Annotated in this window: 23 protein-coding genes, 1 tRNA gene and 1 pseudogene; 11 read left to right on the plus strand and 14 right to left on the minus strand. The window is 73.3% G+C overall.

Going from position 1 to position 25,063, the window contains the following annotated elements; all coding sequences use genetic code 11:
• The first annotated feature begins 37 nt into the window (after nt 1-37).
• Nucleotides 38-553 carry a hypothetical protein gene (locus tag ACQEWB_RS18295; protein WP_432832217.1) on the plus strand — a complete coding sequence of 172 codons (516 nt, stop codon included), beginning with the start codon at nt 38-40 and terminating at the stop codon, nt 551-553.
• A gap of 26 nt (nt 554-579) precedes the next feature.
• On the opposite strand, the gene ACQEWB_RS18300 is transcribed toward ACQEWB_RS18295, so the two are convergent.
• Entirely contained in the window at nt 580-1,449 is an 870-nt protein-coding gene (locus tag ACQEWB_RS18300; RefSeq protein WP_432832219.1) for a spermidine synthase, read from the minus strand.
• An 81-nt stretch (nt 1,450-1,530) separates the two neighbouring features.
• Nucleotides 1,531-1,962 carry a hypothetical protein gene (locus tag ACQEWB_RS18305; protein WP_432832221.1) on the minus strand — a complete coding sequence of 144 codons (432 nt, stop codon included), beginning with the start codon at nt 1,960-1,962 and terminating at the stop codon, nt 1,531-1,533.
• Between the two features lie 273 nt (nt 1,963-2,235).
• Between ACQEWB_RS18305 and ACQEWB_RS18310 the strand changes: the two genes are divergently transcribed.
• A complete protein-coding gene (locus ACQEWB_RS18310; protein ID WP_432832223.1) occupies nt 2,236-3,690 on the plus strand; it encodes a hypothetical protein in 1,455 nt (484 codons plus the stop codon).
• Between the two features lie 10 nt (nt 3,691-3,700).
• Here ACQEWB_RS18310 and ACQEWB_RS18315 read toward each other — a convergent pair whose 3' ends face one another.
• On the minus strand, nt 3,701-4,294 hold the full coding sequence (locus ACQEWB_RS18315; protein ID WP_432832225.1) for a histidine phosphatase family protein: 594 nt from the start codon (nt 4,292-4,294) through the stop codon (nt 3,701-3,703).
• 208 nt (nt 4,295-4,502) lie between these two features.
• Here ACQEWB_RS18315 and ACQEWB_RS18320 point away from each other — a divergent pair, with 208 nt between their 5' ends.
• The 7 genes from ACQEWB_RS18320 (at nt 4,503) to ACQEWB_RS18350 (ending at nt 10,891) form a co-directional block, all read left to right on the plus strand.
• Complete coding sequence (locus ACQEWB_RS18320) at nt 4,503-5,450, plus strand: phosphatase PAP2 family protein (protein WP_432832227.1); 948 nt, start codon at nt 4,503-4,505, stop codon at nt 5,448-5,450.
• Nucleotides 5,401-6,531 (plus strand): hypothetical protein, encoded by a 1,131-nt coding sequence (locus ACQEWB_RS18325; protein WP_432832229.1) that lies wholly within the window; start codon nt 5,401-5,403, stop codon nt 6,529-6,531. Before ACQEWB_RS18320 ends, ACQEWB_RS18325 begins: the two co-directional genes overlap by 50 nt.
• A complete protein-coding gene (locus tag ACQEWB_RS18330; protein ID WP_432832231.1) occupies nt 6,522-8,117 on the plus strand; it encodes a hypothetical protein in 1,596 nt (531 codons plus the stop codon). Before ACQEWB_RS18325 ends, ACQEWB_RS18330 begins: the two co-directional genes overlap by 10 nt.
• Nucleotides 8,114-9,451, plus strand: a complete 1,338-nt coding sequence (locus ACQEWB_RS18335) for an AAA domain-containing protein (RefSeq protein ID WP_432832233.1) — start codon at nt 8,114-8,116, stop codon at nt 9,449-9,451. Before ACQEWB_RS18330 ends, ACQEWB_RS18335 begins: the two co-directional genes overlap by 4 nt.
• Before the next feature lie 278 nt (nt 9,452-9,729).
• On the plus strand, nt 9,730-10,098 hold the full coding sequence (locus ACQEWB_RS18340; RefSeq protein ID WP_432832235.1) for a hypothetical protein: 369 nt from the start codon (nt 9,730-9,732) through the stop codon (nt 10,096-10,098).
• A 159-nt stretch (nt 10,099-10,257) separates the two neighbouring features.
• Nucleotides 10,258-10,827, plus strand: a complete 570-nt coding sequence (locus tag ACQEWB_RS18345; protein WP_432832237.1) for a bifunctional DNA primase/polymerase — start codon at nt 10,258-10,260, stop codon at nt 10,825-10,827.
• Nucleotides 10,818-10,891: transfer RNA gene (locus ACQEWB_RS18350), tRNA-Lys, on the plus strand. The genes ACQEWB_RS18345 and ACQEWB_RS18350 overlap by 10 nt, the downstream gene beginning before the upstream one ends.
• A gap of 155 nt (nt 10,892-11,046) precedes the next feature.
• On the opposite strand, the pseudogene ACQEWB_RS18355 reads toward ACQEWB_RS18350, so the two are convergent.
• A pseudogene (locus ACQEWB_RS18355) lies at nt 11,047-11,685 on the minus strand (dTDP-4-dehydrorhamnose 3,5-epimerase family protein); the annotation flags it as partial.
• Between the two features lie 114 nt (nt 11,686-11,799).
• On the opposite strand from ACQEWB_RS18355, the gene ACQEWB_RS18360 reads away from it, so the two are divergent.
• Nucleotides 11,800-13,344: an acyl-CoA carboxylase subunit beta gene (locus ACQEWB_RS18360; protein ID WP_432843879.1), complete on the plus strand. Its 1,545-nt coding sequence runs from the start codon at nt 11,800-11,802 to the stop codon at nt 13,342-13,344.
• Nucleotides 13,341-13,550: an acyl-CoA carboxylase subunit epsilon gene (locus tag ACQEWB_RS18365; RefSeq protein WP_432832239.1), complete on the plus strand. Its 210-nt coding sequence runs from the start codon at nt 13,341-13,343 to the stop codon at nt 13,548-13,550. The genes ACQEWB_RS18360 and ACQEWB_RS18365 overlap by 4 nt, the downstream gene beginning before the upstream one ends.
• 65 nt (nt 13,551-13,615) lie before the next feature.
• Here the strand turns inward: ACQEWB_RS18365 and ACQEWB_RS18370 are convergent, their stop codons facing one another.
• From ACQEWB_RS18370 to ACQEWB_RS18415, 10 genes are all read right to left on the minus strand, one after another.
• Nucleotides 13,616-14,059, minus strand: a complete 444-nt coding sequence (locus tag ACQEWB_RS18370) for a nuclear transport factor 2 family protein (protein ID WP_432832241.1) — start codon at nt 14,057-14,059, stop codon at nt 13,616-13,618.
• A gap of 25 nt (nt 14,060-14,084) precedes the next feature.
• A complete protein-coding gene (locus ACQEWB_RS18375; protein ID WP_432832243.1) occupies nt 14,085-15,047 on the minus strand; it encodes a Gfo/Idh/MocA family protein in 963 nt (320 codons plus the stop codon).
• A complete protein-coding gene (locus ACQEWB_RS18380; RefSeq protein ID WP_432832245.1) occupies nt 15,044-16,444 on the minus strand; it encodes an NDP-hexose 2,3-dehydratase family protein in 1,401 nt (466 codons plus the stop codon). The genes ACQEWB_RS18375 and ACQEWB_RS18380 overlap by 4 nt, the downstream gene beginning before the upstream one ends.
• Nucleotides 16,445-16,474: 30 nt before the next feature.
• A complete protein-coding gene (gene rfbH / locus ACQEWB_RS18385) occupies nt 16,475-17,779 on the minus strand; it encodes a lipopolysaccharide biosynthesis protein RfbH (protein WP_432832247.1) in 1,305 nt (434 codons plus the stop codon).
• Nucleotides 17,780-17,880: 101 nt separating this feature from the next.
• Nucleotides 17,881-18,888, minus strand: coding sequence for an NAD-dependent epimerase/dehydratase family protein (locus ACQEWB_RS18390; protein ID WP_432832249.1), 1,008 nt, complete (start codon nt 18,886-18,888; stop codon nt 17,881-17,883).
• A 507-nt stretch (nt 18,889-19,395) separates the two neighbouring features.
• Complete coding sequence (locus ACQEWB_RS18395; RefSeq protein WP_432832251.1) at nt 19,396-21,006, minus strand: FAD-dependent oxidoreductase; 1,611 nt, start codon at nt 21,004-21,006, stop codon at nt 19,396-19,398.
• Entirely contained in the window at nt 21,006-21,998 is a 993-nt protein-coding gene (rfbB, locus tag ACQEWB_RS18400) for a dTDP-glucose 4,6-dehydratase (RefSeq protein WP_432832253.1), read from the minus strand. The genes ACQEWB_RS18395 and rfbB overlap by 1 nt, the downstream gene beginning before the upstream one ends.
• Entirely contained in the window at nt 21,995-23,062 is a 1,068-nt protein-coding gene (locus ACQEWB_RS18405; RefSeq protein ID WP_432832255.1) for a glucose-1-phosphate thymidylyltransferase, read from the minus strand. Before ACQEWB_RS18405 ends, rfbB begins: the two co-directional genes overlap by 4 nt.
• Nucleotides 23,063-23,234: 172 nt before the next feature.
• Nucleotides 23,235-23,516 (minus strand): acyl carrier protein, encoded by a 282-nt coding sequence (locus ACQEWB_RS18410; protein ID WP_432832257.1) that lies wholly within the window; start codon nt 23,514-23,516, stop codon nt 23,235-23,237.
• Between the two features lie 45 nt (nt 23,517-23,561).
• The gene (locus ACQEWB_RS18415) at nt 23,562-25,052 is read right to left on the minus strand and encodes an amino acid adenylation domain-containing protein (protein ID WP_432832259.1); all 1,491 of its coding nucleotides are present in this window, start codon (nt 25,050-25,052) and stop codon (nt 23,562-23,564) included.
• Between the last annotated feature and the right edge of the window lie 11 nt (nt 25,053-25,063).

Below are 25,063 nucleotides of genomic sequence, written 5' to 3' on the forward strand. Positions count from 1 at the left end.
TGCGGCGGGTGGGACGCGTGAGGCAGTATGACCGGCGATGCGCAGAGGACTCGTACACGTACTGGCTTGGTCGCTCGCCACGGGCGCGGCGGTCACGCTGTCGTGGTGGGGCGTCCACACGGTGATGGCCGGCACGGCGTACGACCCGCCGCGCGCGCTGCCGATCACGGCGGCCGACGCGACCACGCAGGAGTCGAAGCCGCTGGCCTCTTCGACGACCCGCCCCTCGCCGCCGAAGAGCCCGTCGAGCAGGCCCTCGGCGACACCGACGCCCACCCCGTCGAGCACGCCGTCCGCCTCCCCCACGCCGTCCACCTCCCCCTCCGCGTCCGGCCAGGTCAAGAGCTACGACACCGACGGCGGGCGGGTGGTCTTCGACCTCGGGAAGACGTCCGCGTCGCTGGTGATGGCGACCCCGGCGACCGGCTGGTCGATGCAGACATGGAAGACGGACACCTGGATCCGCGTGGAGTTCACCTCGGGCACGGACAAGGTCTCGGTGATCTGCACCTGGCACGACGGGCCGCCACGGGTGGACGTGGGGAACTACTAGTGGGGAACTACTAGCCGTATCGGCCGCTACCGGAACACCGACGGTGGCGGCGCCGGGGAGGCGACGGCCGCCGCGTCCGTGACCGGGGCCGCGCCGCCGGTGAAGTCCAGGAGTTCGCGGCCGTGTTCGACGCGGCCGGGGTGGGGGTCGGAGGCGGCCCGGCGGGTCAGTTCCGGGATCGGGAGCGGGGTGTCGGCGGCGACCAGGACGGCGTTGCCGAAGCGTTTGCCACGCAGCACCGTCGGGTCGGCGATCAGGGCGAGCTCGGGGAAACGGGCGGCGGCGGTGGCGATCTGGCCGCGCAGGTGGGCGAGCGGCGGGCCGTCGGCGAGGTTGGCGGCGTAGCACCCGCCTGGGCGCAGGACGCGGCGGACCTCGTCCAGGAACTCGGACGAGGTGAGGTGGGCGGGGGTGCGGGCGCCGCTGAAGACGTCGGCGACGACGAGGTCGGCCCAGCCGTCCAGGACCTTCGCGAGCCCCTCGCGGGCGTCCACGGAACGCACCCGGATGCGGGCGTTCGGGTCCAACGGCAGCTCCCGGCGCACCAGTTGGACGAGGGCCGCGTCGCGTTCGACGACCTGCTGGGTGGAGCGGGGGCGGGTGGCGGCGACATAACGGGCGAGCGTGCAGGCGCCTCCGCCCAGGTGCACGGCGTGGATGGGCCTCCCGGGCGGCGCGACGAGGTCGACGACGTGCCCGAGGCGGCGCTGGTACTCGAAGGAGAGGTGGGCGGGGTCGTCGAGGTCGACGTGCGACTGCGGCGCCCCGTCGATCAGCAGCGTCCAGGCCCGCGCCCGGTCCCGGTCGGGTATGAGCTGGGCGAGCCCACCGTCGACGGGCTCGACGACGGCCTCGGCGGCAGCTCCCCCGCGCCGGGGGTTCCTGGACTTTCCCATGGGGCCATTATCGACGGCCCGGTGGCGGCCCGCCTGCCCGCGCCGGTCGCCGCGACCGGAGTCGGCACGCGCGCGTGGGCGTCACCGGCAGCCGTCCGCCGCCTCGATCATCCGGGCCGCCTCGCCGAGCGCGGCGCGCAGGACCGCCGGGTCGGTGGCGAGGTCGGCCTCGCCGGGTGGGAGGAGCCAGTCGGAACCCTCGACGGGGGGCTCGGGGTTCAGGCTGAGGCCGCGGCCGTTCGTCTCCGTACAGGTGCTGCCCGGGACGTCCCAGCCGGCCGCGGTGCCGGGCGGGACGACGAAGCCCAGGGTGTCGCAGCCGTCGTCGTGCAGTACGGGCCCGACCGCCTCGCAGGCCCCGCGGCGCAGGATGTCCACGGCCTCCAGGCCCTGCCGGGCCGGCACGGTGACCAGGTCGCAGGCGCCCCCGGGCGGGGGTGGCTCGCTGTGCTCGGGAGTCGGCGTGTGCCCCGCCGACGTCAATGGCGTCGTCTCCATCCCGGCCTCCACCACGGAACCCCTCCTTGAACGAAGCGGGTCGGGAGTTCGGGTGGCTCCCGGTCCGTGGAGTTCAACGCACGCGCGCGTCAACGGCTACGGCGGAAGTCCGCCGCAAAGGATGGCAGTTCATGGCGGATCCCGGATGAGATATCCGGTTTGTAGCCAAACCCTGCGTGGCGGGTCCGACACAGCAGGTACGTTCTTGCCCGCCGGAAACAGGGTGGCACACGAACAACTCACCTCAATTCCGGCATGGTTCGACGGTTCGCACGAGAGGACCCGGCCATGGCGTCGTCAAAGGTGACTTCGTACCGGCCCACCCGGCCACCGCGGCCGAACCTCGTCTTCCGGCAGTTGCGCGGCCAGCGCTCGCCGGCCGAGTTCGCCGCCGCGGTACGCCGGGCAGCCCGCGAGATCGGTGAGCGGGTCAGCTGTGACGCGCGCTACGTCGGCCGGGTGGAGGCGGGCGAGATCCGCTGCCCCAACTACGCGTACGAACGGGTGTTCCTGCACATGTTCCCCGGCCGCACGCTCACCGACCTGGGCTTCGCGCCCCGCTCGTCCGTACGCGGACGCCGGGCGCACGCGGCCGGGGACGCGCCCCCCGTTCACCCAACGAGCCTGGCATATGCGCCAGGTGAGACACCCGGGGCGTACGAGCCGTATGACACGCAGGACCACGAGAAGCACGACCCGTACGAGACGCACGAGAACGAGGAGAGCGACGTGCTACGTCGCGCATTCATGACCGGCGGGGGCGCCACCGTGGCCGCCGCCTCGCTGGGGCCCATCGGGCTCGCCTTCGACGCCGCGGCGGCGGGACGTCCCGTGCGCCGCCCCGGGACGAGCGACGCGTACGCGCTGGAAGAGGCCGTACGCAGAATCCGGCTGCTCGACGACCGACACGGCGCGGACGGCCTCTACCGGCGCGCGTCACAGCCGTTGCGCGCCGCCTACGCGCTCCTTGACGCCGGCGCGACCCGGCAGACGACCGCCGACCGGCTGCACTCGGGCGCGGGTGAACTCGCCATCTCGGTGGGCTGGTTGGCGCACGACTCGGGGCGGTTCGACGACGCCCGCTCGCACTACGCCGAGGCGCTCGCGACCGCCCGGATGACCGGGGACGACGCCCTGGAGGCACACGCCTTCTGCAACACGGCGTTCCTCGCGCGTGACGCGGGGCGGCCGCGGGAGGCGGTGCGGGCCGCGCAGGCCGCGCAGCGCGTCGCCCGCCCCCTGGGCTCGGCCCGCCTGATGTCGCTGCTCGCGCTGCGCGAGGCGGGCGGCTGGGCGGGTCTCGCCGACCGCACCGGCTGCGAGCAGGCGCTGGCCCGCGCGCAGGCCCTCTACGACCGCGGCACCTCGGACGCCGACCCCGAGTGGATGAGCTTCTACGGAGAGGCCGAGCTGGAGGGCCTGGAGGCACAGTGCTGGTCGACGCTCGGCGACTGGCCGCGCGCGTCCCGGCACGCCCGCCGGGCGGCACAGCTGCAGAACCCGCACTTCAGCCGCAACATCGCCCTCTACACGGCGGAACTCGCGGACGACCTGGCACGGGGCGGGCGTCCGGACGAGGCCGCGGCGGCGGGTATGCGCGTCCTGGATCTGCTGGACCAGGTCCAGTCGTCCAGAATTCAAACCATGCTGGCGGGGACGGCACGCGTACTGCTGCCGCACCGGCGGGCGTCCGGGGTGTCGGCGTTCCTGGAGAGGCACGCCTCGCTGCCCCGAACCGCATGAAGGGCTCCGGTCACACCAGGTGCCCCGTGTCGTTCCAGCTCTCGACGGCCGGTTCGCCGTACGCCCAGCCCAGCACGGACAGCGAGGCCGGGTTCAGCCTGATCCGGGCCGCGAAGTCGATCGGCAGACCCAGCCACCGCGCCCCGATCGACCGCAGGATGTGCCCGTGCGCGAACACCAGCACGTCCCGGTCGGCCGCCCGCGCCCACGCCACCACCTCGTCGGCCCGGGCGGTCACGTGGACGGGTGACTCGCCCTCCGGGACGCCGTCGCGCCAGATCAGCCACCCGGGGCGCACGCCCTGGATGTCGTCCGGCGTCATGCCCTCATAGGCGCCGTAGTCCCACTCCATGAGCGTGTCCCAGACGGCCGCCCGCTCCCCGAACCCTGCGAGTTCGCACGTCTCACGCGCGCGTGCCAGCGGGCTGCTGCGCACCTCGACCCCGGGGAGCCCGTCGAAGGGGGTCCGGTGCAGGCGCTCGCCGAGCAGCTTGGCCCCGCGCCGGCCCTCCTCCAGGAGCGGCACGTCGGTCCGGCCGGTGTGCTTGCCGGACAACGACCACTCGGTCTGTCCGTGCCGGGCCAGCAGGATGCGCGGTGCCATGGGAGGAGAACCCCTTCCGAAGAATTCGCAGGCGGAACCCCTCCATCATCGCGCACCCTGATCGGGCCGGTCCGAGGGCAACCCGGTGGTCGATCTCTGCGTCTTTGAGGGCCGGGGGCGCCCCACCGAGGAGCGCACGTACGCCGTAAAGTGGCACGACCCGACCACCGACCGGGCGCCGCACGAGAATGAAGGGGGAGGCGATCGGATGCCGAGGACCGAGACGACACCGGGCATCGAGGCTGCAGCCCCGCGCACCCGCCTGCGCTGGTGGACCGAGCTGCCGCTGATCATGCTGGTGTACGCCTGCTACTCGGCCGGCCGGCTCCTCGCCCGCGGTGACAACACCGGCGCCGTCGACCACGGCCTGGCGATCCTGCGCATCGAGAAGTTCCTGCACATCAACGCCGAGCACCCGCTGAACCGGCTCTTCACCCGCGAGGCCTGGCTCGGCGTGCCGGCCGACTTCTGGTACGCGTCGCTGCACTACCTGGTCACCCCCGCGATCCTGGTCTGGCTGTTCAGGTCGCGTGCCGTGCACTACCGCGCGGCCCGCACCTGGCTGATGACGTCCACCTTCATCGGCCTGATCGGCTTCACCCTGCTGCCGACCTGCCCGCCCCGACTGCTCGCGCCGGGCCACGGCTTCGTCGACACCATGGCCCAGTACAGCTCGTACGGCTGGTGGGGCGGCGCCGCCAGCGCCCCGAAGGGGCTCGGGGGCATGACCAACCAGTTCGCGGCCATGCCGAGCCTGCACGTGGGCTGGGCGCTGTGGTGCGGGGTCATGCTGTGGCGGTACGGCAGGACGCGTACGACGAAGGTCGCCGCGGTGGCCTACCCGCTGCTGACCTCGATCGTGGTCATGGGCACCGCCAACCACTACTTCCTGGACGCGGTGGCGGGCGCGGCCGTGATGGGCGTCGGCCTGTTCCTGACGCCGTACGTGATGCGGGGCGCGGACCGGATCAGGGAGCAGCTGCCCTTCGGCGCAGGGGGCTCTCAGGTCGCAGGTTCCTCAATTGTCAGTGCCGGATGCCAGACTTCCACGGGTGAGCGATTTCCACGGCAGCGCGAGTCCCGGCCCGGATCCGGAGCCGCGCCGAGTGCCTCCCCCACGGACGCAGGGGAAGGCGCTCCGGCAGCGGCTCGCTGAGCTGCGCGGTCCCGACGTACCGGCCAAGGCCCTCGACGCGCGCGCCCTCGCGGCCCTCGCCGCCAACCCGGGTTGCAGGCGGCGCGCGATCCTGGACGGCGCCGGGGTGAACAAGACGGCGCTGGCGAGCGCGCTGGGCTCCCCGTCGGCCTTCGGCCAGTCGCAGTTCGCGCTGACGCGGGGCAACGCGTTCGAGGCGAAGGTCAAGGCGGACGGCGGCGCGGAGCTGCTGCGGCTGGTGCACGAGAAGCTGGACCGCCGCGCCGAACCGCCCGCCGACGCGCGCGTGCCCGACCTCACGGCGACCGGCCCCGAGGGGCGTACGGCCCGCACGGCGCTGGCGCTGCGCGAGGCGGCCGAGGCGCCCGGCACCTGGACGCTCCTCGACCATCCGATGCTCGCGCTCGACGTCGCCGGCTCCCCCGCCTTCCTGGAGCCGGACGCGGTGGTCGTCCACCCCGACGGCAGCTGGACGGTCGTCGAGATCAAGTCCTTCCCGATGCTGGACGGTTCGGCCGACCCGGCGAAGGTGGGCGCGGCTGCCCGGCAGGCGGCGGTGTACGTGCTGGCGCTGGAGGAGGTCGCCGCCCGCCTCGATCCGGCCCCCGAGGTACGGCACAAGGTGCTCCTCGTCTGCCCGAAGGACTTCTCCAACCTCCCCACCGCCTCGGCCGTCGACGTCCGCAAGCAGCGCGCGGTCACCGGCCGCCAGCTGGCCCGCCTCACCCGCATCGAGGACATCGCCGACACCCTCCCCGAGGGCACCTGCTTCGCCCCCGACCTCCCCGCCCCCGAGCTGACCGCCGCCGTCGAGTCGGTCCCGGCGACCTACGCCCCCGAGTGCCTCTCGGCCTGCGAACTGGCCTTCCACTGCCGGGCCCGCTCCCGCGAGTCCGGCGCGGTCACGACCCTGGGCCGTTCGATCCGCGCGGAACTGGGCGGGTTGACGACCGTCGAGGACGTCCTGTCGGCGGCCCGCGGGGAGTCGGGCGACCCGGAGGACCCGGCGGTGACGGCACTGCGGAGGGCTGCGCGGCTGCGGTCGGAAGCCCTCGCCCCGGAGGTCACCCCATGTCCCTGATCTCCACCCTCGCCCGCCTGGAAGCCGTCACCACCGGCCGCGCCCAGCCCGCCGCCACCGTCCGGCACCGGCACCTCTCCGCCCGGCCCCTCGTGTTCGTGCCGCTCACCACCGCCGGTGAGGCCGGGGCTCCGCTCGGGGCGCTCGTCGGGACCGAGCGGGACGCGCCGCGGCTGCTCGCCGTACCGCAGCCGCGCGACCGGGATCTGCGGTTCGCGTTCCTGGCCGAGCTCGCGGACGTCGTGCTGCCGTACATCGACGGTTACGCCGAGGACGTGGAGGCCGCCGAGCGCAACGAGACCGATCCCGAGACCGGCAAGCGGGTCAAGGTCGAGGTCGAACTGTGCGCGGACGCCCCACAGTTGATCGTGCCGAGCCGCACGGGCGTCGACTTCGTACGGCTCCTCGGCCGCTCCATGCGCCTCAGGCGTACGGCGGAGCAGGACCCGGAGACGCCGTATCCCGCGCCCCCGCGCGTGCCCTTGCTCGGCCGCTGGCTGACCCACTACGGGGAGCGGGCCCGCGTCCCCGGCTCGTCGCTGCTGCTGGCCATGACCGACGTCCTGTCCCGGCACTGGGCGACCGGCCAGTCGAACCTGGAGGACCAGCACCTCGGCGCGCTGCTCGCCTGGATCGCCACGCCGGAGGGCCTGTCCGGCGCGGAGGCGGCCCTGCACGCCGAGCTCGCCCGCGACCCGCGCGGCCAACTCCGCTGCCCACCCGCCGGACCGGCCACCGACCCGGCCTTCGACAACAAGCTGCTCGCCCCGGCCCTCGAGCGCCACGACCGCGCGCGTACCGCCCTCGCCGCCGCCGAGGACGGTCTGGAGGCGGACGCCCGGTTGGGCCAACTGACCGCCGCCGAGCGGGAGATCCGCGAACTCGTCGCGGGCCAGACCCGTCCCACCTGGGAGAAGGTCTGGGACGGCATCGACCTGGTGCGGGCCCTGCCGGACGGCGCGCACGTCGAGGAGCGGTGGACCCGCGACCGCTGGTCGTTCACCGCCCACCGCGACCGGGTCACCGCCGGCGAACCCCCGCAGCCACGCCGCGACGACGCCGTCACCGCCGCCAACAAGCTCGCCTCCCGCGAGCGCGAACAGGCCCGCCTGGAGGCGCAGGAAGCCCTCGACGACCCGCTGGTGATGGCCGGGCGACGGCTGTCCGGGGAGGCGTTCGCGGGCGAGGTCACGGATGTGGCGATGGCGTACAGCGAGAGCAAGCGGCCCAGCCCGCGCCCGCTGGTCACCGTCCGCACCGACGACCGGCCGCATCTGGGCGAGCGGGCGAAGGTGTACCGCTCGCTGGACGGGAAGCCGCAGTCGGCGGAGTTCGTCGGGTACGAGGAGGACGGCGCCGTGGTGGTGCTCCGGGTCCTCGACAAGATGGGCCGCGGCAAGGAGCCCGAGGCCGGGTCCGTGCCGGAGAAGGGCGACCGGCTCTGCTTCACGCTCTTCGAGCACGAGCAGCGCGGCGGCCCCAGGCTGCCCGACCCGGAGGCGACGCCGTGGACGCACGGCGGGCCGCCCGGTGAGGCCGCCGAGACCGAGTCCGCCGACCCCGTGACCGCGGAGGACGTCCTGTGACCGCCCAGGCTTTCGACCCCGGTGCCGAGGCCTCCCGCGCCACCGCCGAGATCCTCCACGACACCCTGCACGGCACCCACCGGGGCGTGGTCGTCGACTCCCCGCCCGGTGCCGGCAAGTCGACGCTCGTCGTGCGGGCCGCGCTCGAACTGGCCGACGCGGGGCGCCCGTTGATGGTGGTCGCGCAGACGAACGCCCAGGTCGACGACCTCGTGCTGCGGCTCGCCGAGAAGAACCCCGAGCTGCCGGTCGGCCGGCTGCACAGCAGTGACGCCGACCCGTACGACAAGGCGCTCGACGACCTGCCGAACGTACGCAAGTCGGCGAAGGCGGCCGACCTGACCGGCCTCTCGGTCGTGATCTCCACGGCCGCGAAGTGGGCTCATGTGAAGGTCGACGAGCCGTGGCGGCACGCGATCGTCGACGAGGCGTACCAGATGCGCTCGGACTCGCTGCTGGCCGTGGCCGGCCTCTTCGAGCGGGCGCTGTTCGTGGGCGACCCCGGCCAGCTCGACCCGTTCGCGATCGTCGGCAGCGAGCAGTGGGCGGGACTGTCGTACGACCCCTCGGCCTCCGCGGTCACCACCCTGCTGGCGCACAACCCCGAGCTGCCGCAGCACCGCCTCCCGGTCTCCTGGCGGCTCCCGGCCTCAGCGGCACAGCTGGTCTCGGACGCCTTCTACCCGTACACCCCTTTCCGCAGCGGCACCGGCCACGGCGACCGCGCCCTCTCCTTCGCCGTCCCCTCGGACGGCTCGGGCCCCGACCGGGTCATCGACGAGGCCGCGGAGTCCGGCTGGGGCCTGCTGGAGCTGCCCGCCCGGCACACCCCGCGGACGGACCCGGAGGCGGTACGGGCGGTGGCGACGGTGGTACGACGCCTGCTGGACCGGGGTGGCGCGGCCACCTCGGAGCGCTCACCGGACCCCGCCCCCCTCACCGCCGACCGCATCGCCGTCGGCACGGCCCACCGCGATCAGGCGGCCTCGGTCCGCGCGGCCCTCGCGGACCTGGGCGTCACGGACGTCACCGTCGACACCGCGAACCGCCTCCAGGGCCGCGAGTACGACGTCACGGTCGTCCTGCACCCCCTCTCCGGCCGCCCCGACGCCACGGCCTTCCACCTGGAGACGGGCCGCCTGTGCGTCCTCGCCTCCCGCCACCGGCACGCCTGCATCGTGGTCTGCCGCGCGGGCGTGACGGAGCTGCTGGACGACTACCCGTCGACGGAGCCGGTGCAGCTGGGGACGCTCGTGAAGTTTCCTGACGGGTGGGAGGCCAATCACGCGGTGTTGGCTCGGCTGGGGGAACATCGGGTGGGCTGGCAGGGGTGATCGAAGCATCCACGCCGAGCATCACGCCGCCGTTTCGCCGGACGGAGTCCGGCACGCCGCCGGAGGCGGCCAGTGAATACAGCCCTGACGGCTGGGAGGCGAATCACGCGGTGTTGGCTCGGCTGGGGGAACATCGGGTCGCTTGGACGCCTTGAGACTGCGGGGCCGGTGGGGGGCCAGTGCCGGGGCCGGATCCTCGGCTCTCGAGACCCTCTTGCACTGGCACGAGACAATGGACGGTGGTCAGTACGAGCTTGAACGAACGAGGAGGAGAAGACATGGCGGAGCAGACGCCGCGTCGGAACGAATCGCGGCTGCGCCCCGCGCCCCTGCTCTTCGAGCCCGCGGAGGTCGCGGCCGATCCCGAGCACTTCTTCGACCTGGAGTCGATCGACGACCCCCGCGCCCTGCTCGCCCGCGCGACGGAGCTGACGCAGGCCTTCCGCGCGGCGGCGGACCGGGCCGTGGAGTTCCAGGCGATGGCCGCCGCGCAGCTCGCCGACCCCCGGCGCTTCGACCGGCTGACGCCCGCGGACATCGCGGAGCGCGCCGGGTGGACCGAGGACTATGCCAAGAAGATGGTCGAGTTCGGCCGCGATCTGCTGAGCGGCGCCGAGGGCGGCCGCAACTCCGCCGACCCGGTATGAGCCAAGCCCGTCCCCAGCCCGTTCCGACCCCGGTGTGAACACGCGTCGATTCGGTTTGGCATATGCCAGGCGAGCAAGATACGCCTCCTCACCCCGCCCTGTCCCGAATTCCGGCAACTCTCAGGAACGGACTGCTCACCCCCGGTAGATGTAGTTGCCATGAGCAGCGCACGCGACATCAGCGGAGTCACCGCGGACGGAGCCTCCTGGCTCGCCTCGGCAGGAACGTATCCGCGCAGCACGCTCGCCCTCTGGGAGGAGCGCCCCGAGGCCCCGTTCGTACTGCCCTGCGGCGCCGTCTTCGACGTCGTCAACGCGCCCGCGGTCTTCGGGCGCCGGATGATCGACCGACTGTGGGACGAGGGCCCCGGCTCCGGCCCGGTCGCCGCCTACCGGGGCCGGATGCTGCTGTTCGCGGCGCCCGGCACCGCGCAACGGCTGCCCTCGCTGCTGCAGTGGGAGGAGTTCGGCCGCACCGGCGCGATCCCGCCGCTGCTGTGCCACGGCAACGGCGACGCGGTGACCGTCCCGCCCCTGCTCGGCATCCCCGCCCCGACCTCGGCCGACTCCCGCTGGCTGGTCGCCCCGGACACCCGCCACCCGTGGCTGCCGGGCCCGGAAATCCTGCTCTGGGCGGCCGTGCGGGCGGCCCGTGCGGCCGTACGGATATCGATTTCGTCGTCCGCCGATCAGGATGCTAAGGTCTACGACGTCAGCAGGCGCCGCTAGCTCAGTTGGTTAGAGCAGCTGACTCTTAATCAGCGGGTCCGGGGTTCGAGTCCCTGGCGGCGCACAGACAGCAAGGCCCTCCACATCAGTGGGGGGCCTTTTGCGTGGCTCGTGGCCGGTGTCTTCGCCGGCCTCCGTGCGGAGGCGGTCGTAGAGGGCGAGGCACTCGTCGTAGTGGGCCAGGATGCCGAGGTCCGTCGCCGCCGCGACCGTCGGGGCCTCGCGGTCCTTGTCGGAGAGGAGGGGCTCCCCGGTGAGCCAGCTCGCCCAGGGCAGGGACAGGTCCGGGTCGAAGGGGGCGATCTCGAACTGGGTGCCGGGCACGTACGCGGTGGAGCATAGGTAGCTGATGCAGGCGTCGTCGGTGAGTGCCACGAAGCCGTGCACCAGGCCTTCGGCGACGTACACGGAGGTGCCCTTGCGGGCGTCCAGGACCGTGGTGTCGTACACCCCGAAGGTCGGTGAGCCCAGGCGCAGGTCCACCACGATGTCCAGCAGGATGCCGCGTACGCAGGTGACGAACTTGGCCTGGCCCGGGGGGATGGCCACGCCGTGCATGCCGCGCAGCGTGTTGCGGGCGGAGACCGAGTAGTTGACCTGCGACGGGCGGAAGACATGGCCCGTGCGGCGGGCCAGCTCGCCGTACTTGTACGACTCGTGGAAGCTGCCCCGGGCGTCCCGGATCAGGCGCGGAGCGACCCGGTAGGCGTCGGGCACGGCCATCTCCTGTATCTCCATGGGCCGGGACTGTAGGGCGCCGTACTCGAATGCCGGTCGCGCCGCCGCCGTCGCCGGCCCCTCCCGCCGAGGCGCCGGTCGAGGACTTCTCCAGTCACCGTCGTCATGCTGCCCCGTCATCGGTTCCGCCAGCGAGAAGGGATCATGTCGATGAGCATCGTCGAGGACAGTCCGGTGCGAGCCCCGTTCCCGGACGACGAGGGGTTCGACGGATACGACGACGGGCCGCCGCGGATGGGGGCGCGGATCGGCGAACTCATGGGGCTGCGGGCCCGGATCCGGAGCGGGCCGAGCAGCCGGGCCACCGAGGCCCAGCACGCCAAGGGCAAGCTCACGGCCCGCGAACGGCTCGGACTCCTCTTCGACGACGGGGAGTTCACCGAGCTGGAGCCCTTCCGCCGGCACCGGGCCACCGGGTTCGGCCTTGAGCACAAGCGGCACCACACGGACGGCGTGGTCGTCGGCTGGGGCCGGGTGCACGGCCGCCCGGTGTTCGCCTACGCCCACGACTTCCGGGTCTTCGGCGGCGCCCTCGGCGAGGCGCACGCGGAGAAGATCCACAAGATCATGGACATGGCCGCCGACGCCGGGGCGCCGATCGTGGGGCTGTGCGACGGCGCGGGCGCCCGGATCCAGGAGGGAGTCACCGCGCTCGCCGGGTACGGCGGGATCTTCCAGCGCAACGTCCGCAGTTCCGGGGTGATCCCGCAGATCAGCGTGATCATGGGTCCGTGCGCGGGCGGCGCGGCCTACTCGCCGGCGCTCACCGACTTCGTCTTCATGGTCCGCGGCACCTCGCAGATGTTCATCACCGGCCCGGACGTGGTGCACGCCGTCACCGGCGAGCGCATCACCCAGGAGGAGCTGGGCGGCGCCGACACCCACGCCGGCACCTCCGGGGTGGCGCACTTCGCGTACGACGACGAGGAGACCTGCCTGGAGGAGGTGCGCTACCTGCTCTCCCTGCTGCCCGCCAACAACCGCGAACTGCCGCCCGGCGCCCCGTCGTCCGACCCGCCCGAGCGCCGCACCGAGGCGCTGGCCGAGCTGGTGCCGGCGGACCCCGGCCGGGCCTACGACATGCGGCAGGTGATCGCCGAGCTCGTCGACGACGGCGACTGGCTGGAGGTGCACCAGGCGTGGGCCCGCAACGTCCTGTGCGGGCTGGCTCGGCTCGACGGCCGGGTCGTCGGGATCGTCGCCAACCAGCCGGCGGTGCTGGCCGGCGTCCTCGACATCGACGCCAGCGAGAAGGCCGCCCGCTTCGTCCAGCTCTGCGACGCCTTCAACATCCCGATCGTGACCCTGGTGGACGTGCCCGGCTTCCTGCCCGGCGTCGACCAGGAGCACGGCGGCATCATCCGGCACGGCGCCAAGCTGCTGTACGCCTACTGCAACGCGACCGTCCCCCGGGTGCAGGTCATCCTGCGCAAGGCGTACGGCGGCGCGTACATCGTGATGGACTCCCGCTCGATCGGCGCCGACGTCTCGCTGGCCTGGCCGGTCAACGAGATCGCCGTGATGGGCGCCGAGGGCGCGGCGAACGTCGTCTTCCGCCGGGAGATCGCCGCCGCCGACGATCCCGAGCTGGCCCGCAAGCGGTACATCGAGGAGTACCGGGAGCAGCTGATGCACCCCTACTACGCCGCCGAGCGCGGTCTCGTCGACGATGTGATCGAACCGGCCGAGACCCGGGCCCGGATCATCGACGCGCTGGGGGTGCTGCGTCGCAAGGACGGGCAGCTGCCCCGCCGCAAGCACGGGAACCAGCCCCAGTGAGCGGGCCGGGGACCGAACCGCTGCTGCGGGTGGTGCGCGGTGCGCCGACCGGGCCGGAGCTGGCCGCCGTACTCACCGTCGTGCTGGCCCTCGCCCGGGCCCGGCACGGCGCCGATGCCCCGCTCGCCGAGCGCCTGCCCTCCGGCTGGTGGCCGGCGGACGGGACCGACCGGCCGCCGGTCGGCTGGAGCGCGGACCGGCCGTAGTGCTCGTGCGGGAGGGCCCTCCGTACCGACGGAGGGCCCTCCCGCACGAGCACTACGGCCGGGAATCAGCCCGTCGAGTCGCTGACGACCAGCCGGTCGTGCACCAGCCAGCAGCCGTCCGCGCCGCGTACCAGGACGTCCTCGCAGGTCATGGAGTGGGCGAGGGACGGGCGCCGGCCGCGCGGCGTGGACAGCACCAGGACCTGGCAGGTGGCGCGCACCGCGGCGCCCTCGCCCGGGGCGACCGTCACCGAGCTGGGCAGATGCCGCTGCCGGTGGTCCGAGCCGTCGAGTTCGATACGGCGGCGCAGCGCGGCGTCCGCGATGGCGCGGCGGCCGTGCAGTGCCTCCGGCTCGGTGGGCAGGTCCAGCCAGGCGCTCTCGGTGAAGGTCAGCGCCCACTTGTCGGCGGCGCCTTCGTCGAGAAGGTGCATCTGGTGGGCGTAGAACTGCAGGATCTCGACGTACGTCTGGGCCGACGACCGCGGTTCGGTGGTGGTGGATGGCACGGGCACGGCTTTCCTCCGTTCCGGTTCAGTGCCGCGCGCGGTGGCGCAGCGACTCCAGGACCAGCGCCTGGCGCAGGCTCTCGTCCGCGAAGGGGATGTGGCCCCGGCGCACGCCGCGGGCGAAGGCGCGGACGGTGGCGGCCACCTGGTCGGCCGCGTCGAGGAGGAGTTCCTCGGTGCCCGCGGCCCGCTCGATGCGGACCACGGGCCGGTGGTCGGCGGGCGGGGTGAAGACGCGGTCGACGGTGATCCGCCCTTCGCTGCCCCACAGTTCGTACGTGTTGCGGTAGGCGTGCCGCATTCCGAAGGAGAGGTGGGCGAGGACGCCCGAGGCGGTGCGCAGCAGCGCCGCCCCGGCCGTCTCGACCCGCTGCCCGGGCCCGTGTTCGAGGGCGGCGCCGGCCACCTCCAGGTCCGGGCCCAGCAGGTGCAGGGCGGCCCGGACCGGGTAGACGCCGACGTCCCACAGCGCGCCGCCGCCGAGTTCCGGGTCGAGCCGGATGTCGTCCGGCGGCGGCTCGGGGATGGCGAACGCGGCGCCGAAGCCCCGGAGTTCACCGATGGCACCCTCGGCGACCAGGCGCCGTACCGCCGCATGCTGGGGATGGTGGACGAACATGACGTTCTCCATCAGCACCAGGCCGCGGTCCCGCGCGAGCTTGAACAGGGCGGCCGTCGCGGCCGGTTCGAGGCTGAGCGGCTTCTCCGCGAGCACGTGCTTGCCCGCCCGCAGCGCCGCCTCCGTCCACCGCGCGTGCAGCGCGGCGGGCAGTGGCACGTACACCGCGTCCACGTCGTCCCGCTCCAGGAGCGCTGCGTAGCCGTGCACGGGCCGGGCGCCGTAGGGCTCGGCGGTGCGCCGGGCCTGTTCGGCGTCCCGGCTCGCGACCGCCGTGACCTCGGTGTCCGGGGCGGCGGCGAAGGCGGGCAGCATCCGGCGGCGGGCGATGCCGGCGCAGCCGAGGACGCCGACGCGCAGCGGCCTCACCGCGGCCGTCCCGTCCCCGGGTCGAGGCAGGCGAGCAGGGTGCGCGCCTGGACGTTGACGTAGTGGGAGTGCTGGACCAGCGAGGACAGCTGCCAGGGGGTGATCCAGCGGTAGCCGGGCGGCGGGTCCAGCGGCGCCTCCACGGCGTCGGCGTCGACGACGAGATAGCGGCTGACGGCGTTGAGGAACCGGCCGCCCTCCTCGGCGTGCACGGCCTCGTAGCGGATACGGTCCCGCCCGGCCGCCAGCACCAGGTCGAGGAAGGGCGGGCGGTCGGTGCCGCGCAGGTGGGCGTAGTTGCCGGGGGTGTACTGCACGGTCGGGCCGAGCTCCACGGTGTCCAGGAAGCCGCCCTCGACCCGGGCGTGCGCCAGCACATGTGGCACACCGCCGAAGTCGCGGGTGAGGAACGCGGCGACGCCCGGGGCCACCGGCTCGAACAGAGGCTGGCTCCAGCGGGCGACCTCGCGGCTGCCGGCCTGCACGTCGACGGCGACCACGTCGAAGTAGCGGCCCTGGTCGTGCGAGACGGTCGTCTCGCCGAGCCGCCAGTCGGGCAGCGAGGCCAGCGGGACCCGCTCGGCGACGACGTCGTGCCGGGACCGCTCGGCGGTGAACCAGGACCTGAGCTCGGCGTCGGAGTGCAGCGCGTGTCCGGGGTCGCCGTCGAAGGGCATGCAGGCCAGCACGGTACGGGAGTCCATGTTCACGACGTTGTCGCGGCGCAGCAGCTCACCGAGCTGACCCAGCGTCAGCCAGCAGAAGTCGTCGTGGAGTTCGACCTCACCGACGGCCTCGACGATCATGTTGCGGTTGCTCTTGCGGTAGAACCAGGAGCCGTGTTCGGACTGGAGCACGTCGGCGACGACCCGGGCGCGGCGCGGGTCGGTGAAGTACTCGAGGTACTTCACGTCGGCGCCCTTGTGCACCTTGGTGTAGTTGCTGCGGGTGGCCTGCACGGTCGGGGACAGCTGGAGCAGGTTGGGGTTGCCGGGCTCCATCTTGGCCTGCATCAGACAGTGCAGGACGCCGTCGAACTCCTTGACCAGGATGCCCAGGATGCCGATCTCGGGCTGCTTGATGATGGGCTGGTACCACTCCTCGCGGCGGCTGCCGTCGTCGTGGGTGACGTGCAGTCCCTCGACGGTGAAGAAGCGGCCGCTGCGGTGGACGATGTTGCCGGTGCCCTCGGCGAAGGACCAGCCGTCCAGCGCGGTGAACGGGATCCGGTCGACCCGGAAGCGGTTGGCGCGGCCGCGGGCCGCCAGCCAGTCCGCGAAGTCGCCGGTCGCCAGGTGGGCGCCCTCGCGGGCGGCGGCCGAGCGGGCGAGGCGTGCGGGCAGTCCGGTGTCGGTGCGTGACCGGAGTGCGGGTGTGGGGGCGGTGAGTGTGGTCATGCCGTGCCTCCGTCGGGCAGGGTCGCTGGTTCAGGAGTGGGCGGCGACGAACTCGCGGACGGAGGACACGACGTAGTCGAGCATCTCGTCGGTCAGGCCCGGGTAGACGCCGACCCAGAAGGTCTGCTCGGTGACGATGTCGCTGTTGGTCAGGTCCCCCACGACACGGTGATCGGTACCGATGTAGGCGGGATGCCGGGTGAGGTTGCCCGCGAACAGACGCCGGGTGCCGATCTTCCGGTCCTCCAGGAAATCGACCAGCGCGGCACGGCTGAACGGCGCGTCGGGGTCGACCGTGATCACGAAACCGAACCAGCTTGGGTCACTGTTCGGGGTGGCCTCGGGCAGCAGCAGATGCGGCACACCCTCCAGACCCTCACGCAACCGCCGCCAGTTGGCCTTGCGCGCGGCGATGAAACCGTCCAGCTTCGCCAGCTGGGTCAGGCCCAGGGCGGCCTGGAGGTCGGTCGCCTTCAGGTTGTAACCGACGTGCGAGAAAATGTACTTGTGGTCATAGCCGGCCGGCAGCGTGCCCATCTGGTAGTCGAACCGCTTCAGGCACTTGTTGGACTCACCCGGCTCACACCAGCAGTCCCGGCCCCAGTCGCGCAGTGACTCCACGATCCGCGCCAACGCCAGATTCTGGGTGAGCACGATCCCGCCCTCGCCCATGGTGAGGTGGTGCGCCGGGTAGAAGCTGACCGTGGTGAAGTCACCGAAGGTGCCCGTGAGCTGCCCGTTGTAGGTGGCTCCGACCGCATCGCAGTTGTCCTCGATGAGGAACAGCTCGTGCTCCACGGCCAGCTGGGCGATCTCGGCCACCTCGAACGGATTGCCCAGCGCATGCGCGATGATGATCGCCCGGGTCTTCGGGCCGATGGCCGCCGCCACCCGCGCCGCGGTCGTGTTGTACGTGCCCAGCTCGACGTCGACGAAGACGGGCACCAGGCCGTTCTGGAGGATCGGGTTGACGGTGGTGGGGAAGCCGGCGGCGACCGTGATCACCTCGTCGCCCGGGCGCAGCCTCCGGTCCTCCAGCAGGTGCGAGGTGAGCGCGGTGGTCGCCAACAGGTTCGCCGAGGACCCGGAGTTGGTCAGATGCGCCTTGCGCCGCTTCATCCGTCGGGCGAACGCCGACTCGAACTTCCGGGAGCTGCGCCCGGCGGCGATCCGCATCTCCAACGCCGCCTCGACAAGGGCCACCCGGTCCTCCTCGTCGAGGACCGCCCCCGACGGCCAGATCTCGGTGACGCCCGGGACGAACGGCCGCCCGTCCTGGGTGTCCTGGTGGTACTTGCGGACCTCGTCGAGCACCAGCGCCTTGTGATCGCTCATGGCTTCCTCGTCTCTCGTGGTGTCGGGCGCCTTCGCGGACTTCCCGCCCGGCTTCACACCCTGGGCCAAGGCGCTCGAACGCCCCTCGACACCTCCTGGGGTCAGCCGGCCAGCGCGGCGCACTCCCGCGCGGCCTCGGTCAGCAGATCGCGCAGCGACTGGTCGAGCGTCCGGCGCGGCCGCCAGTCCAGGAGGCGGGCGGCGCGCGAGATGTCGAGCTGCTGCCACTCCGCGTCGGACCGGCCGCCGGTACCGCCCCGCGGCGCGGCGCCGACGGCTTCCTCGACGACGGCCACCGGGAGTCCGCTGAGCTCGATCAGACGGCTCGTCAGCAGGCGTACGGGGACGGCCTGTCCGCTGCCGATGTTGATGACGTGCCCGTGCGCGTCGGCGTGCGCGGCCGCGACGACCGCGTCGGCGACGTCGCGGGCGTCGACGAAGTCCCGGCGGGCCCGCAGCGGGGCCAGCCGAAGCGGGGGCGCGGGCCGGCCGGGGCGGGCGAGGGCGGTGGCGAGGTGGGCGGCGACGGTGCCCAGCAGGCTGCCGGGCGGGGCGCCCGGCCCCGACACGTTGGCGATCCGCAGGACCAGCCCGTCCACCCGGCCGGTGTGCGCGGCCTCCAGCACCGCGCGGGCGCCGAGCAGCTTCGAGGTGCCGTACGGTCCGACCGGGGCGGGTGACAGGTCCTCGGCGATGCGGGCGCCCGACGGGGTCGGACCGTACTCGTGCACGGACCCGAGGTGGATCAGCCGGGGGCGCGTCGGCAGCAGGCCGAGGGCCTCGACGATACGGCGGGGCAGCTCCGCGTTCGCCTGGTGCATCTGCGCCTCGGTGGTGCCCCAGACGGCACCCGCGGCGTTGACGACGACGTCGGCGCCGGCGCGGTCGAGGAGCCGGGCGATCCGGGCGGGGGACGCGGCCAGGAGATCGACGGCCGTGACGGGGCCACCGCCCGCCCGGGCGCCGCCGCGTGCGACGCGCAGCACCCGGGTGCCGCCCGCCTCGAACGCGGTGCAGATGTGCCGCCCCACGAACCCGGTGGCCCCGAGCACGACGGCCGTTGCCGCGGCCTGCTCGGTGGGTACGTCTCGCGGCTCGTCGTGCGCCATGGGGCGCCCCTCCTCCGTGTCCGGGCCGGGACCGCGCCCGTGCCTTGGTCGGGAAACAGCGTCAGCGTGTGGGGGACCGCTCGAGTACGGGCGGACCGGGGGCGGAGCGTGGGGGCCGGGGAGTTCCGGGTGCGCGGGGTCGGGTCTGTGGGGGGTGCGCGGGGTCGGGCCGGTGGGGGGTGCGCGGGGTCGGGCCCATGCGGGACTCGGGAGTCGGGCCCGTGCGGAGCTCGGGAATCGGGCCCATGCGGGACTCGGGAATCGGGCCCATGCGGAGCTCGGGAATCGAGCCCGTGCCGGACTCGGGAATCGGGCCCGTGCGGGGCCGTGGAGCCCGGGGGCTTTCGGTGTGCAGGGACTCGGCGGTGTGCAGGGACTCGGCGGTGTGCGGACGGCCCGGGGCCGCCGGCACTCGGGGGTGTCGGCGGCCCCGGGGAGGGCGGTGGGCGGGTCGGTGCGGTGGGCCGTGGGCGGGGGCAGGCCCGTCACCGCATGCCCTGGCCGGCGTCAGCCTCGGGCGCGCGGCCCCAGGCCCAGGGCCGTGATCGCCTCGTCCGGGTCGCCGGGTGCCGTGGCGGCGACGTAGCCGTCGGGGCGGATCAGGAGCCAGGTGCCGGGGGTGAGGCCGAGGTCCTGGCGGAGGTGGCCGTACGGGTCCGCCAGCGGTCCCGGCACCGGGGCGCCGAGGTCGTCGGCCACGGTCCGTACCGTGAGCCAGGGGTGCCGGGCCGCCGCCGCGCTCCCCGTCTCCGCGTCCGGTGTCAGCAGGACCCAGCCGGACTCCCTGAGCTGGGCGAGGAGTTCCCGCCAGCCCGCGGACAGCTCGAAGCGGGTGCCGGACACCCGCGACACACGGGCGCCGGGCCGCACCGGTCCCGTACCTCCCGCGGCCGGTCGCAGGGCGCCGCGCTCGTAGACCAGGCCCAGCGCGGACATGCCGCCCATGATCTCGCGCTGCATCCGGCCCTTGGCGGCGGGCGTGAGGCGGATGAGCGTGAAGAAGGACCGCAGCAGCGTCGCGGCGGTGCGGCTCTTCAGCTGCACGAGTGCGGTGGCGAACCGGGTGGAGCGCAGCAGCGCCTCGCCGACCGGGACCCGCTCGGCGGTGTAGCTGTCGAGCAGGGTCTCGCCGGCCTCGCCCCGCAGGACCGCCGCCAGCTTCCAGGCGAGGTTGAAGGCGTCCTGCACACCGGTGTTCATGCCCTGTCCGGAGGCGGGGCTGTGCACATGGGCGGCGTCCCCGGCGACGAAGCAGCGGCCCACCCGCATCCGGTGGATCATCCGCTGCTGGATGGTGAAGACCGAGACCCAGGTGGGCTCTTCGACCCGCACCTCACGCCCGAGACCCTGCCGGATCTTGTCGGCGAACCGGCGGGCGACCCGCGCGCCGTCGCCGGGGACGTCGGGGTCGTAGTCGACGTCGGCGGTGTCCAGCAGCCGCCACTTGCCGGGCTCGGGGAACGGCACCAGCATCACGGTGCCGGCCGGGGTGCGCATCCAGTGGATGCTGTCGCGCGGCAGGTCGCAGTCGACGACCGCGTCGGCGATCAGCCAGGTCTCCGAGGACTCGCCGGTCAGCTTGAGGCCGAGGGCCTTGCGGACGGTGCTGTGGCCGCCGTCGGTGCCGACCAGCCAGTCCGCCTCGGTCTCCTCGACCGTGCCGTCGGCGTGTTCGAGGACGGCCCGCACCCGGTCGCCGCGGTCCTCGAACCGGCTGAGCCGGACGCCCCATTCGACCTCGACGCCCCGCTTGGCGGCGGCGGTGCGCAGCACCTCCTCGGTGATCACCTGGTCCACCATGAGCGTGAACGGGAAGCGGGTGGGCAGCCGGCTGTAGTCGGTGTCGAAGCGGATCAGCCGGCGCCCGTTCTGGTGCAGGGTGAAGTGCTCGACGCGCTGCCCGCGCGACAGCAGTTCGTCGACGACGCCCATGTGGTCGTACGTCTCCAGGGTGCGCGCGTGGTTGGCGAGCGCCCGGCTGGTGGTCGCGGGGCCGGGGGCGGCGTCGACCAGGCGGACGCGCACTCCGTGGCGGGCGAGTTCGTGGGCGGCGGTCAGTCCGACCGGTCCGGCGCCGACGACCAGGACCTGGGGGCGGATGCCGGGGGGCGTGCTCATCAGGCCGCCCTTCCGGTCCGGGTGTCGGCCGCCCGCACGGGCTGCCACCAGTCGGGGTGGTCGCGGTACCAGGCGACCGTCCCGGCGAGGCCCTCCTCGAAGCCGACGCGGGGCGCGTAGCCCAGTTCCTCGCGGATCTTCGTCTCGTCGAGGGAGTAGCGCAGGTCGTGGCCCTTGCGGTCGGCGACCCGGCGGATCAGGGAGCGGTCTGCGCCACACAGCTCGATCAGCCGCTCGGTGATGTCGCGGTTGGTCTGCTCGTTGCCGCCGCCGACGTTGTAGATCTCACCGGCCCGGCCCTCGGCCAGCACCAGCTGGATGGCCCGGCAGTGGTCGTCGACGTGCAGCCACTCGCGGACGTTGAGTCCGTCGCCGTACAGCGGGACCGGCCGGCCCTGGAGCAGGTTGGTGGTGAACAGCGGGATCAGCTTCTCGGGGTGCTGGTGGGGGCCGTAGTTGTTGGAGCAGCGGGTGATGGAGGCGTCGAGGTGGTGGGTGCGCCAGTAGGAGCGGACGGCCAGGTCGGAGCCCGCCTTGGAGGCGGCGTACGGGGAGTTGGGAGCCAGCGGCCACTCCTCGGTCCAGGAGCCCTCGGTGATGGAGCCGTAGACCTCGTCGGTGGAGACGTGGACGAAGCGTTCGACTCCGGTGCGGTGGCAGGCCTCCAGGAGGTTCTGGGTGCCGACGACGTTGGTCTGGAAGAACGCGGCGGACGACTCCACCGAGCGGTCGACGTGCGACTCGGCGGCGAAGTGGACCACCGCGTCGTGGCCGGGCAGCAGGTCGAGCAGCAGTGGCAGGTCGCCGATGTCGCCCTGCACGAACTGGAGCCGGGGGTGCGCGGCGGGCAGGTTGGCGCGGTTGCCTGCGTAGGTGAGGGCGTCGAGGACGGTGACGCGGGCGAACTCGTAGCCGGGGTAACCGCCGTCGAGGAGGGTGCGGACGTAGTGCGAGCCGATGAAACCGGCGCCGCCGGTGACCAGGATCCTCATGCCGCCACCTCGATCCGGGCGTGGTCGCCGACGACCAGGGAGCGCAGGCCGGCCGGGTGGTCGGGGGTGGTGACGGTGGCCGCGCGGCCGATCACCGAGCCGTGCAGCCGCCGGGCGCCGACGACGCGAGCCCCGTCGAGGGTGATGGAGTAGGCGATGTCGGTGCGGCTGATCGCGCAGTCCCGTCCGATGGAGGTGTGCGGGCCGATGTGGCTGTCGCTCACCACGCTGTCCGCGCCGATGACGGCGGGTCCCTCGATGCGGGAGCGCACGACGCGGGCGCCGGCCTCCACCACCACGGTGCCGATGATCTCGCTGGCCGAGTCGACCTCTCCGGCGACCTCGCGGGAGAGTCCGCCGAGGATCTCGCGGTTGCACTCCAGTACGTCCTCGACGCGGCCGGTGTCGCGCCAGTAGCCGGCGTACTCGGTGGCGCGCACCGGCTCGCCGTGGGCGACCAGCCACTGGATGGCGTCGGTGATCTCCAGTTCGCCGCGGGCGCTGGGCCGGATGGCGGCGACGGCCCGGTGGATGGCCGGGGTGAAGAAGTACACGCCGATCAGCGCGAGGTCGGAGCGGGGTTCGCGGGGCTTCTCCACCAGGCGCAGCACGGTGCCGTCGGGGGTGGTCTCGGCGACGCCGAAGGCCCGCGGGTCGGCGACCTTGTGGACGGCGACCTGCACGGCGGGGCGGTGCTCGTGGAAGTCCTGGGCGACCTCGCCGACGCCCTGCGGCAGCATGTTGTCGCCGAGGTACATCACGAAGTCGTCGTCGCCGAGGAAGTCCTGGGCGATCGCGACGCAGTGGGCGAGGCCGCGCGGCTGGTCCTGGCGGATGTAGGTGAGGCGGGCACCGTGGCGGGAGCCGTCGCCGAGGGCGGCCTCGATCTCGGCGGCGCGGTCGCCGACCACGATCCCGATATCCGTGACGCCGAGCCGCAGGATGCCGTCCACGACGTGTTCCAGGACCGGGCGGTTCGCGATGGGGATGAGCTGCTTCGGCATGGAGTGGCTGAACGGCCGCAGGCGTGTGCCCGAACCGCCCGACAGGACCAGGGCTTTCATGGAGAAACCTCTTCTCGCTGCGTGATGACGGGTCGTTTGGACAGGCGGAGCATGGGGCGGTCCGGTCGTGTCGTCCTCGAACGGGGATGCAGTCCGGGACGGGCGGACATGGAGCCGCCCGCCGCCCCTGGTCGGGCGGCGGGCGGCGGGCGGCGGGTGTACGGGTGGGAGGTCAGGCCTCCTGGCGGGCGCGGTCGGCGGAGAGGATCAGCGCCACGATGGAGTTCAGGTCGCGGAAGTTGTCGCCGACCAGGTCCGAGGTGCTCACGGCGGCCCCCAGGTCCTGGCGGAGGTGGTTGAGCAGCCGGATGGTCGACAGGGAGTTGAGGATGCCCCACTCCAACAGCGGGGTGTCCGGGGCGAGTTCGATGTCGCCGGCGTCGGTGAGCAGTTCGTGGACGATGTGGTCGCGGATGCGCGTGAGCAGCTCGTCGCGGTCGGTGACGGTGAGCATGGTCCCTCCTGGAACGGGGCTGGGTGTCGGGTGGTTGACGGGGTGTCAGGCGGCGGCGGGTACAGCCTGCAGCGCGGCCCGGTCGGTCTTGCCGTTCGCGGTGCGCGGGAGTTCGTCGACGACCTGGAGGGTGTCCACGAGCATGTAGCCGGGCAGGCGCTGGGCGCAGTGCCGCTTCACGTCCAGCAGGCCGGGGCGCCGGCCGTCCCTGCCCACGACGATCGCGTGCAGCCGCGCGTCCAGGCCGCTGCCGCGTACGGTGACGACGGCTTCGGCGACGCTGTCGAGGGTGCCGAGCGCGGCCTCGATCTCACCGAGTTCGATCCGGTGGCCGCGGACCTTGACCATGTGGTCGCGGCGGCCGGCGTACTCGAGTTCGCCGTGCGCGTCGCGGCGGGCCAGGTCGCCGGTGCGGTACGGGCCTTGGTGGGCGGGTCGCCCCCAGTAGCCGAGCATGACGGTGGGCCCGCTCACCACGACCTCGCCGAGCCCGTCCTCGTCGCCGTCGAGCACGACCGTGTCGCCCGAGCAGGCCCGGCCGATGGGCAGCGGCGCGGTGCGCGACAGGTCCGCCGCGGTGACCTCGTAGGCGGTGCAGACGTTGGTCTCGGTCGGCCCGTACCAGTTGAACATGCGCACCCCGGGCCAGGCGGCGCGCAGTTCCCTGGCCTGCTGAAGCGGGAACGGCTCCCCCGCGAAGACGCACACGCGCAGCCCGACCGGCCGCTCGGTCCAGCGGCCCTCGCGCATCATCAGCAGGATGATCGACGGCACCGAGTACCAGACGGTGATGCCCTCGTCGTGGACCAGGTCGACCAGGCGGTCGGGGACGTAGGCGAGGTCGGCGGGGATCAGCCGGACCGCGGCGCCGGCCAGGAAGGCCGCGTAGAGGTCGTACACCGACAGGTCGAAGTTGAAGGGCGCGTGGTTGGCGAGGCGGTCGTCCGGGGTGAGGGCGGTGGCCTCGGCCGCCCAGTGGACGAAGGCCAGCGCGTTGCGGTGGCTGATGCAGACGCCCTTGGGCTCTCCGGTGGAGCCGGAGGTGTAGAGGATGTAGGCCGGGTCGTCGGGGGCGCCCGAGTGGGCCGCCGGCCGCGGCGACCGGGCGCCTTCGGTGAGCAGTGCGGCCTCGGTGACGGAGTCTGCGGCGGGCCCGGCCTGCGGGGCGGCGGCCAGCGCGGCGGCACCGGACTCGTCGGTGACGACGAGGGCCGGCGCGCAGCTGTCGGTGATACGGCGCAGCCGGGCCACCGGGTTGGTGGGCGCCACCGGCACGTACAGCGCGCCGATCCGCAGCGCGCCCTGCATGGCGGCCACCGTCCGGGCGGACTTGGCGGCCCAGAGCACGATCCGGTCGCCGGCGCGCACCCCGCGCGCGGTGAAGGCGGCGGCGAAGTCGTCGGCCATGCGGTCGAGTTGGCGGTAGTCGGTGGTGCCGGCGTCGTCGACGACGGCCGGCGCGTCGGGCCGTCGGGCGGCGGCCCGGACGACGAGGTGGTGCAGCAGGTCGTCGTCCGGCTGCGGGTTCACGCCCATGGCGCGACCTC

Origin of the sequence: Streptomyces sp. CA-249302, assembly GCF_050936785.1 — a bacterium.
GTDB lineage: Bacteria > Actinomycetota > Actinomycetes > Streptomycetales > Streptomycetaceae > Streptomyces.